This window comes from Pseudobutyrivibrio sp. JW11, from assembly GCF_900115355.1.
GTDB lineage: Bacteria > Bacillota > Clostridia > Lachnospirales > Lachnospiraceae > Pseudobutyrivibrio > Pseudobutyrivibrio ruminis.
In genome coordinates this window covers 1-9,654 of sequence record NZ_FOWB01000027.1, presented here as the reverse complement: position 1 = coordinate 9,654, position 9,654 = coordinate 1, and the positions used below count along the sequence as shown (strand labels likewise).

The 9,654-nt window shown below is 39.0% G+C and carries 10 protein-coding genes; 1 reads left to right on the top strand and 9 read right to left on the bottom strand.

The features are described from left to right. The 5 genes from BM102_RS13965 to BM102_RS13945 all read right to left on the bottom strand — a co-directional run. Positions 1–234: transposase (locus tag BM102_RS13965; RefSeq protein ID WP_242942892.1), on the bottom strand; the 234-nt coding region annotated here is incomplete at its 3' end. 515 nt (positions 235–749) lie between these two features. Then, entirely contained in the window at positions 750–1,277 is a 528-nt protein-coding gene (locus BM102_RS13960; RefSeq protein WP_090482955.1) for a cysteine hydrolase family protein, read from the bottom strand. Between the two features lie 14 nt (positions 1,278–1,291). Next, positions 1,292–1,708, bottom strand: coding sequence for a 2-thiouracil desulfurase family protein (locus tag BM102_RS13955; RefSeq protein ID WP_090482952.1), 417 nt, complete (start codon positions 1,706–1,708; stop codon positions 1,292–1,294). A 79-nt stretch (positions 1,709–1,787) separates the two neighbouring features. Then, positions 1,788–2,588, bottom strand: a complete 801-nt coding sequence (locus BM102_RS13950) for a hypothetical protein (protein WP_090482950.1) — start codon at positions 2,586–2,588, stop codon at positions 1,788–1,790. 440 nt (positions 2,589–3,028) lie between these two features. Next, positions 3,029–4,030: an HD domain-containing phosphohydrolase gene (locus BM102_RS13945; RefSeq protein WP_090482947.1), complete on the bottom strand. Its 1,002-nt coding sequence runs from the start codon at positions 4,028–4,030 to the stop codon at positions 3,029–3,031. Between the two features lie 84 nt (positions 4,031–4,114). On the opposite strand from BM102_RS13945, the gene BM102_RS13940 reads away from it, so the two are divergent. Beyond that, positions 4,115–4,696, top strand: a complete 582-nt coding sequence (locus BM102_RS13940) for an Hpt domain-containing protein (RefSeq protein ID WP_090482945.1) — start codon at positions 4,115–4,117, stop codon at positions 4,694–4,696. Between the two features lie 2 nt (positions 4,697–4,698). Here the strand turns inward: BM102_RS13940 and BM102_RS13935 are convergent, their stop codons facing one another. From BM102_RS13935 to BM102_RS13920, 4 genes are all read right to left on the bottom strand, one after another. Further along, a complete protein-coding gene (locus BM102_RS13935) occupies positions 4,699–6,048 on the bottom strand; it encodes an ABC transporter substrate-binding protein (RefSeq protein ID WP_177194981.1) in 1,350 nt (449 codons plus the stop codon). Then, complete coding sequence (locus tag BM102_RS13930; RefSeq protein ID WP_090482942.1) at positions 6,041–8,545, bottom strand: response regulator; 2,505 nt, start codon at positions 8,543–8,545, stop codon at positions 6,041–6,043. Before BM102_RS13930 ends, BM102_RS13935 begins: the two co-directional genes overlap by 8 nt. Before the next feature lie 106 nt (positions 8,546–8,651). Then, positions 8,652–8,954 carry a Dabb family protein gene (locus BM102_RS13925; RefSeq protein ID WP_044937419.1) on the bottom strand — a complete coding sequence of 101 codons (303 nt, stop codon included), beginning with the start codon at positions 8,952–8,954 and terminating at the stop codon, positions 8,652–8,654. Between the two features lie 28 nt (positions 8,955–8,982). Continuing rightward, entirely contained in the window at positions 8,983–9,336 is a 354-nt protein-coding gene (locus tag BM102_RS13920; protein WP_044937417.1) for an arsenate reductase family protein, read from the bottom strand. Positions 9,337–9,654 lie beyond the last annotated feature (318 nt).

Here is a 9,654-nt window from a genome sequence, read left to right as displayed (position 1 = left end):
CTGTAATTCTATTTTTCCAATGCGTGTAGTTAAACTTCTGGTTCTTGTTCCATTTCGATAATCGGACCTTTCAGAAGTACGTTCATAGTTTTCGGCACCAAGTTGCTCGGATGATTCTGCTAAGAGAACTTGATTAAGTAAAGCTTCCATAAGCTTGCCAAATGCTTCATCCTTAGTTTCAGAGAAAAGTCCTACAAAAAAGTCATGATCCAATGTAAAATGTAATTGAGCCATAGTATTCATCCTTTCAATTATGTTTTGTGTGGTAACTTAATTTTAACTGAAAGATGAGCACTTGGCTCTTTTTATTAAATTTTTGAATTTACACCATTATATGGGCTTTATCAAATCCTACGGTTGGAATTTCTTTTTTTCTATTTCAACCGTAGAATTTTCTCTTAAACACCAAAAAACCTACGGCTAATTTTTTAAAGTCTAAAATCTAGCCGTAGATCCACTTGTGCTACTACGGTTGGATTCAAAAAATCTCACAAATTAGCCGTAGGTAAATCTTGTTTTCAATGATCTTTTGTAATTTATCTACGGACGAGAATTCGAAATTACATTTTCAACCGTAGGATTTTGAGAATACTTGAATTTTTAAGTCCAAATATAGTTTAGATAATCTAATCCGTTATAAAATAGCAAGGCGGATTCACTATTTATAACTATATAACTTCTATAATGATAACTATTCTAACTTGCACATCTGTAGAGCGATAGATAATCCAGCTATGTCATTATTATAATCACTTCTCTCTCAACAACTGTTCTGCTTCCTTAACAGCTACACAGTCTGCAAAACGTTTTGGCCACATCATCTCATTGTAATATCTGTATGTAGTCTCAGCATTCATATAGTCATTGTCAAATGTAGAATTGCATCCGGCTGGGACAATAACCTTATAGCCTCTATCAAAAGCAGACTTTACTGTGGCATCTATGCAGAAGTTGGTCTGGAGGCCCACTATCATGAGTTCCCTTGTGCCAGTCTGCTGTAAATAAGATACAAAGTCTGGATTACCAAAACAGCTATTCACAGTCTTTGTGAAAATACGCTCTTTTCCTATTGGCGCAACCTGATCTGCAATTTCATAGTCCTCATCACCTGCAGAAAATCCTGAACCTGGGCCATCGTCATGCTGTACATAAATGACCTCCACATCATTCGCTCGTGCCGTCTGTATCAGCCTTGCTGTGTTCTCTATAAACTCCTGATAATTGTATAGTCTTTCATCTGTAATTCCCTTTTGTACATCAATAACCAGTAAAACCATTATTGCCCCCGTTTCTATAAGTCAGCCACATCTACTACTTTTATTCCATTTTGCCTGAGAAGCTCAACAAACACGCCATTTCCAGGTATTATATTTCCTGAAAAAGTACCATCATAAATAGTATTAACGCCACAGGATGGACTTCTTGATTGTAGTATCACAAGCTCTGCTTTTTTATCTATTAGTATTTGCAAAGCCTTCATTGCACCAGCTCGAAATTCTGTATCTACAGAACTACCATCCTTGTGCTTTACAACACCATCAACTATTTCTGCTGATTCCCTTGGTGTAGGGAGCCCGCCTAAAACTTCAGGACAGACAGGTACTACCTCATGACCTTTTAAATATTCAAGGGTCTTTTCACTATAGTTATTGCCCCCGTTATATTTGCAATTCTCGCCTAGTAAACATGCGCTAACGCCTATGACCATATTAGTATTCTCCACTATTCCCATTCCAAGCTTTTATTGCACACATTATGTCATTTGTCGTTCTATAAATCAACAATTATCATATGCAATATTTCATTATTTCTCGTATAACATCCTTACTATTAAGCGGAGTATCAAATGTTTCCATAGACAAAATCAAATTATCCCCCAAATGATATCCACTTCTGCTGTAATCATAGATTTTTAGCATGTTCTTTTTGGCATAATCTTCGTTGTCAATTAACCCTAGATGTTCCCAGTAAATAGTCTTTCTTTCTCTTACATTAAGAACTGCAAAATCCGGGTATACGATATGTCCGATAGAAAGTTCTAAATACGGTTCATATATGTAAGGCACGTTATATTTTTCAAACAAATCAGCTATTATCTTTTCTGACTTTGATCTAACTCTTTCCCCATTATTTGTTTGAATTTTACCATCCTCAAAAAATGTGTTTTGATTTCCAGCATGTTCCAGCTTCCAGCGCTCTATATACATTTCATCTGTTTCTATAATTGGCACAACTATATTTCGCTTACTCAAGGGAAGCTTATTATAAATAGAATGAATATCCTCAAAGTCACACCTTTTAATAATCTTTTCGATTTCCTTTTCCATTTTCTTAAGCTTACTATTTACTGCCACCTCGTAGTCACGCTGTATTATCTTTTTTACCAGTGTATATTCACCGTTCTTTGCATATTTGCTTTCACCTGTTTCAGAATCTACAAAATAATACTGAACGCAGTTATTGCTTGTGGATGACCTAATTCTCTTATTAGGCAGCCCCCTATACTTGGCAAGATTCTTCTGTGATTTCTGTAATAACTGATTTATTTCCGTCTGTTTTTCTATTAATAATTCCTTGTAATCTTTCAAAACCTCTTTTTTCTATGAAAAATATTGGATTTTTTTGATTTCCTACGGTTGAGATTAGTTTTTTGTAATTTCAACCGTAGCGATTTCTTCAAATCATCAAAATACCTACGGCTATTCTTTGAACTCGCAAATCTTACCCGTAGGTCACCAACTGACACTACGGTTGTAATCACATAAACGCAGTAATAGCCGTAGGTAAAACTCATAATCGCTACTGCTGATTCTTATTCCTACGGTTGAAAAATGAAAAGTTCTAGTTTGAACCGTAGTATTTTCGTAAAATTGGGATTTTATCTCTGAAAATAAAATAAGACTCTTTAAAATGTTATAAATAAAAGTTAATGAAAAAGATTTCCATATAATATAACGTCAGAATTCAGATTTGTCAACAACTAGCTCCTATATTCCCGTATCAACTGCCCTATACAAGCCTAATTCGCTTATACATCTGGGAATGCCCCTTCATCAATCATTTCTATCATGATATCCGCAAACTTAGGGTCAAACTGGGAGCCTTTGCCCTTTTCAATCTCCCCACGGACCACTTCAACAGGTAGTGCTCCTCTATAGCTTCTAGTGCTGGTCATGGCGTCATAGGCATCTGCCACAGCGATGATTCTGGCTTCCTCAGGAATGTCGTCGCCAGCAAGGCCCTCTGGATAGCCTTTTCCATCGTATCTTTCATGATGCCATTTAGCGCCTGCTGCAAGGGAAGGCATTTCCTTTATATTGCCTAGAATCTTGCCACCAATGCCCGGATGCTTCTTAATCTTGGCAAACTCTTCGTCTGTAAGTCTTCCTGGCTTGTTAATAACTTCATCAGGAACTCCTATTTTTCCAACATCATGCAGAAGCCCCATCATGAAAATCTGCTCCTGGTGCTTCTCATCATAGCCATATCTCTTTGCTATCTCTTTTGAATAAATCGCTACTCGTCCTGAATGGCCCTTTGTGTAGTTGTCTTTGGCATCGATGGCATCTGCAAGGCTTTCGACTACGTGCAGGAAAAGGTTCTCGTTCTCCCTTGTTTTCTCCTCCACCATGCCTTCAAGATTTCTCTGGAGCCTGATAAGTTCCACAGCATGCTTCACTCTAAGCACCAGCACGCTTGCCACAAAAGGTTTTCTAATAAAATCCATTGCACCAAGTGAAAGCCCCTTTGTCTCTGTATCCTCATCTTCATTGCCTGTCAGGAAAATCACAGGTGTATCCCGCCAGCCGGCCTCACACTTTTTAAGCTCTTTAACTACTTCAAATCCATCCATTTCGGGCATACTTATATCCATAAGAATAAGGTCTGGTGCAGGATTTTCCTGGGTGTACTCCAAAAGTGCCTTTCCGGATTTCAAAACTACTGCTTTGAGCCCAGAGCTTGTAAGAGTATTCCAAGCCTTTTTTAAAATAATAGGATCATCGTCTACAACTACAATCTGTGGAATCATTTTTTGCCTCCCCAATGCATTCCTCCTGCTAGTTTATACCGGATTTTAATAGTGGTATACTCAACTTATGAAGGAGTACGATTTATGAATATTAATATACCTGGTATTGATGTAGAAAAAGCTATCAAAAACGCTGGTTCAGAGGAACTCTTTTTGGAGCTCCTAGGTGATATATACAAATTAATGGATGACAAGGTCGCTTCAGTAGAATCCAATCTTGCATCTGGAAATATATCCAACTATACCGTCGAAGTACATTCACTAAAAACCACCTGCCGCATGATTGGAGCCATGGAGCTTGGCGAGGATTTCTTTACTCTAGAAAAACTCGGCAAGGACAATGACGTGGAGCAAATCAAGATGCTTACACCAGGTGTTTTAGATACATTTAAAGGTCTAAAGCCTTATCTTGAGCCATTTGCTATAAATAGCCTTGGGCCTCAAAAAAGCTTTGATAAAGAGGCCCTGTCAAATAATCTAAATATGCTTATCACTGCTGTGAACGACTTTGATTTAGGAAGCGCCGAAGATGCTGCAAAACAGCTTCTTTCCTATAAATGTGATGAAGCTCTTTCAACCCAAATCAAAGACTTGGATAAGCTCGTTTCTAATCTGGATTTCGATGAAGCAAAAGAGCTTGCACTGCAAATCCTTAGTAGCTTATAGACCTACTCCGTCGGTATTGAACCATAGTTTGCAACGGCTTCATCCACTGTCATTTCTCCATTTACAATTGCGTAGGCTGCTGCTCTATATTGCTTTACGGCTGTATCAAGAAGCTCTGTATCCCTGAAGTTTACAGTTCTATCCTCTGGGAAATCTGCCAGGGAAGCGTACACTTCATCAAGGGAATAATCTGTGGTAGGTGTAATAAGTCTTTTCTCTGCTGCCATGAGTCCAAGTTCTTTTTCACTTGTAAGGAATCTGATAAACTCATTTGTCATGTCCAGGTTTGCACTGTTTTTATTAACGCAGAATAATATGGAAACTGAATCCATATAGTATCCACCTTCATCTCCAGAAGGTGCTACGTAAAAATCATAGTTGAAAGGGTTAGCCGAAAAAGCTTCGGACTGTCCTTCTCTCTTTTTTGTTCCAGAGACAACATCGCCTGAGCAAAGCATCATAGGAACATCTCCTTCGAAAAATCTCAAGATTACTGAATTGTAGTCATCTTCGATTTCCTCTGAACATTTAGCAATATCTATGCATCCTGAGTCTACAAGCTCTTGTAGTCGCTCTAAAGATGGCCTCATTGCCTCACCTGCTGATGGTTCCAAATTATTAAGGCCCTCCTCGATACTTCTATCATCCTTTACAGTCTTGGCAAACATAGGATAGCTAAATGCATAGCCGATGCCTGGCGTAGTTGTTGTGTTTGCTCCCATAAGAGGTGATTCATAGCCAGCTTCTTTGAGCTGTTGGCATACATCCTTCAATTCCTCAAATGTGGTAGGAACCTCAAGGCCTGACCTTTCAAAAATGTCCATATTTACAAGCATTCCGTAGGATGTGGCAAATACAGGCAATGTGCAGATTTCTCCATCATCCATCTCCCATGTAACGCTAGGACGAATACAGTCTAAATTGATTTCAAGCTCAGGGTCAGACAAAATCTCTGCCCCATCAAACAGTGGTGCAAATTGCTCATCCCCGTACATCCATGGCTGCACAACGTAGATATCTGGTGGCTCCTGGCCAGCAAGTGCAGGACCGATTGTATTTCTGTAATCATCCAGATATGTGTACTCAATCTCACCATTTGGATAGTGCTCGTAAAATCTGTCGATGGTGCTCTCCAGAGATTCAAAGTTTGAATAGGTTCCCACCACAGACAGCTTATACTCAGTGTCTGCTTCATATTTTGGAGAGAACTGGTTTGTTGAATTTTCTTGCTGATTAACCTGAGTCTCACTTTGTTCCAAACTCTGATTTTGAGTCTGTCCACAGCCTGCCGATGTAATCGCCAGCATTGATATGAAAGTCATAGCTAATATTGTTTTAATCTGTTTATTCATGTTCTCTCCTTTCTTTATCAGCAACCTTTGCAAAGAAATCATCTATTAAAGACGTGATTTCAGTATCACTCTTCTCCTTAAAACTATCTCGAATAATCTTGTCCGGTTCCCCTTCAGCCAGATTATCAAGCTTGTCGTCCATGATAATCAGCTCCGCCTCATGAGACTTTAAATAGGCTGTAGCCTGGGCCGTAGATTTTGACACTGCCACCTCGTATTTATTCGATAGCAATTCCATGAGCCTGCGTAAAAACTGGATATCTTCGTCCACTAACAGGATTTTATGCTTCTGCTCAGGCTCTCTATCCACCTGCTTTATCAAATCCGAAGATATGTATGTGCAAAGCATATTCTCAAGCCGACTTGTATCAATAGGCTTAGTGAGGTAATCGTCAAAGCCTGCATTTATATACATTTCCCTCATTCCGGATACCGCATTTGCAGTAAGGCAAATGACAGGTGTTTTAGCGTTCGGCGTGTCAGTGCACTCTTTCATTTCCTTTATCGTTTCAATGCCATCCTTATCAGGCATCATATGATCCAGGAAAATCACATCATAGAAATTTCGTTTAAATAAAGTCAGGCATGCATCTCCGCTCTCCGCCGTATCTATCTGAATTTTTGTTTCTCTAAGAAGATTTACAAATACCTTTAGATTAATCTCATTGTCATCAACCACCAGAATTCTCGCATCTGGCGCCACAAAACGTACTTTGTACTGCTCTCTTTCCTTAAGAAAACTCTTGTAAGCCGAGTCAAATTCCCCTAGCGGCTCCCATTTCACAACCCTTTGTTTTAAATCAAAGGAAAAAACGGAACCCCGACCATACTCACTTTCTACCTGGATTGAGCTTCCCATCATATCCAAGAAGCTTTGGGCAATGGCCATTCCCAGGCCAGTTCCTTCTATGTTGCGATTCTTCTTTTCATCAATTCGCTCAAAGGCTGCAAATAATTTGTCCAAATCCTCCTTTTTAATGCCAATTCCTGTATCCTCCACACTCACGTGAAGCATTACATAATCAGGATTGTCTTCACATTTAGTGCTGTTGATTGAAAAGGTTACGCCGCCCTCCTTTGTATATTTCACAGCGTTTGAAAGAATATTGGTAATTACCTGCTTAATCCTTATTTCATCACCGTGCAAACATCTTGGAATATCGGGGTCCACATCTAGCTTGAAAATAAGATTCTTTTCATCAGCCTTCCTCTGAACCATATTTACAATATCATTCAAAAGTGAAGCGCAATTATAATCCACATTAATGATTTCCATTTTCCCTGCTTCAATCTTTGAGAAATCGAGGATATCATTGATTATTCCAAGAAGCGTATTTCCTGCAGCCCTGATATTTTCTGAATACATTAGGATTTCGTCATCGTGGCTGTCTCTTAAAATCATTTCATTCATGCCGATTATGGCATTCATTGGAGTCCTAATATCATGTGACATGGTAGACAGGAAATAGGATTTTGCTTCATTTGCCTGGTTTGCAGCCTCAGCCGCCACCGTTAGCTTGCGGTTGAAATTAAGAAGTATCATCAGGTTAAAATGAAGAAGAATCAAAAGTCCTGCAACAACTATTCCCAAGATTAGCCAGTCAATGGACCTGTTAAGGGTTAACTCGTAAGCTGGAATATACGCAACCAAAAACCATGAATCTAGACCACTTAAAGGGGTATACGCTATCACGCAGTCCTCATCCTTGGAATTGTGGATATGCATGGAACCAATGTCAGTGCGAATCGTCTCTACCACCTGGTTATATTCCTGAGCCGACATCGGATTATATGACTTGAAATACTCAAAGAAATTGCTATTTTTCAAGGACTTTCCATGAATCATGTAGTCCCCATCCCAATCTATTAGGGATATCTCCACATTTTCATACTCACCCTTCAAAAATACCAGCTTCTGCTCCAGACGGCTTACAGGAACCACTCGAATTATAAGGGCATCTCGCATCTCTTCTGTCTCACTATCCAAGACCTTAATGTTGTTTAAAAAGGCGATAGACTGAACACCATTCAGTGGATTGGTGTACGCCCTAGTCAGATTGACCGCACCATCCACGTTACTGATTTCCAAGTTTTCAAAAATATTAATATGGGAATAATCTACTGAGTAATCCGATGGATCTGTAGACCTGGCGTTAGTGGAAATGCCCGCCATAGAGCCATCGTCTATATAGATAAGATGTCCTGAAATCTCAGGAGAAATTTTTGCTTTTCGAATATAAGAAATGGCCTCATCAACTGTCATAGGAGTCCCTGCCTCCGCAGACCCGTTGATGTAATTAGCCCAAATATCACACAGATGCTGCTCATCCTCCAAATAATTGGCGACAATCTGCTCTGTTGTGGTTGTCATTTTCTCAAAAGACGCAATCGAAGACTGATTTGATTCTACCGCTCTATCGTTAGCATACTTCACGATAATGAAAAGAATCAAACCTACTATCAAAATATTAATGATAACAATATATCTTTTCTTCAACTCTCGTCCCCTGTACTTAGTTCACAATTAACTTATAATGTACAGGTTAATTATAACATTTAACATGCAGGGAATTTGTTAACAAATCTTTAATTAATACAAATTTCTAGATTTCAAAGTCCAGACAGCTTCTGATTTTAGTGTAAGGTCTCACTTTTCCATCTGCCACAGCAACATGCTCTGGATGTACGGCATAGCCTTTAAGAGCCTCCTCACTTTCAAATGTAGAATCCAGCATTAAATCTGCATTTGAGCTTGCAAGGCCATTGATGTTCACTTTGATATCAATCATTCCTGGGATTTTTCCGGCCAAACCTTCTAAACCTTCTTTGATTCCAAGCTTTACCTGCTCCTTTTCCTCAGCTGAAAGCTCATCCTTAAGTGTCCATAAAATAATGTGTTTTACCATGTCTATTCTCCTTTTATTAGTTGTTTCGTTACTTAAGTGCCTGTGTCCACTCGGCCTCTTTGAAGCCCAGAAGAACTGTATCATCAGTAATAACAAGTGGGCGTTTTACAAGCATCCCATCTGTTGCCAAAAGATTAAGCTGTTCTTCCTCACTCATATCTGGAAGCTTCTTGGAAAGCTCCATTCCTCTGTAAAGCTGGCCGCTTGTGTTGAAGAATTTTTTAAGAGGCTGATTACTTTTTTCATATGCAGCTTTGAGAGTGGCTTTGTCTGGATTGTTGCCCTTGATATCAATTAAATCATACTTGATTTTATTATCATCAAGCCACTTCAGAGCCTTTTTACAAGTAGTACATCTTTCATAACAATACACTTTAATCATAATCCTAGTCCTCCTTCCTAATGTTTCAAGCCTCAAATGCTTGAATTATAGGTATTTTTTCTTCCTTTATAACCTCAAATCAAGAGCAAAATTGCATGAACAGTCATTGTATCTGGTACTGAATAGCTAATTTTAGGTACACTTCATAAAGCATCCTGATTTTTCTTTATGAAGGCGTTTATTCCTCTGTTAGCTATGATAGTGAACCTTCCGTGTCTATAGGGATCGTGTCCCAACTTCCTTCGTCCCACCTGTTCATACACTGAGTGCCAGCCAAGCTATTTACCAGGGTCTATGCCCCACGGAGAAAACTCCTGC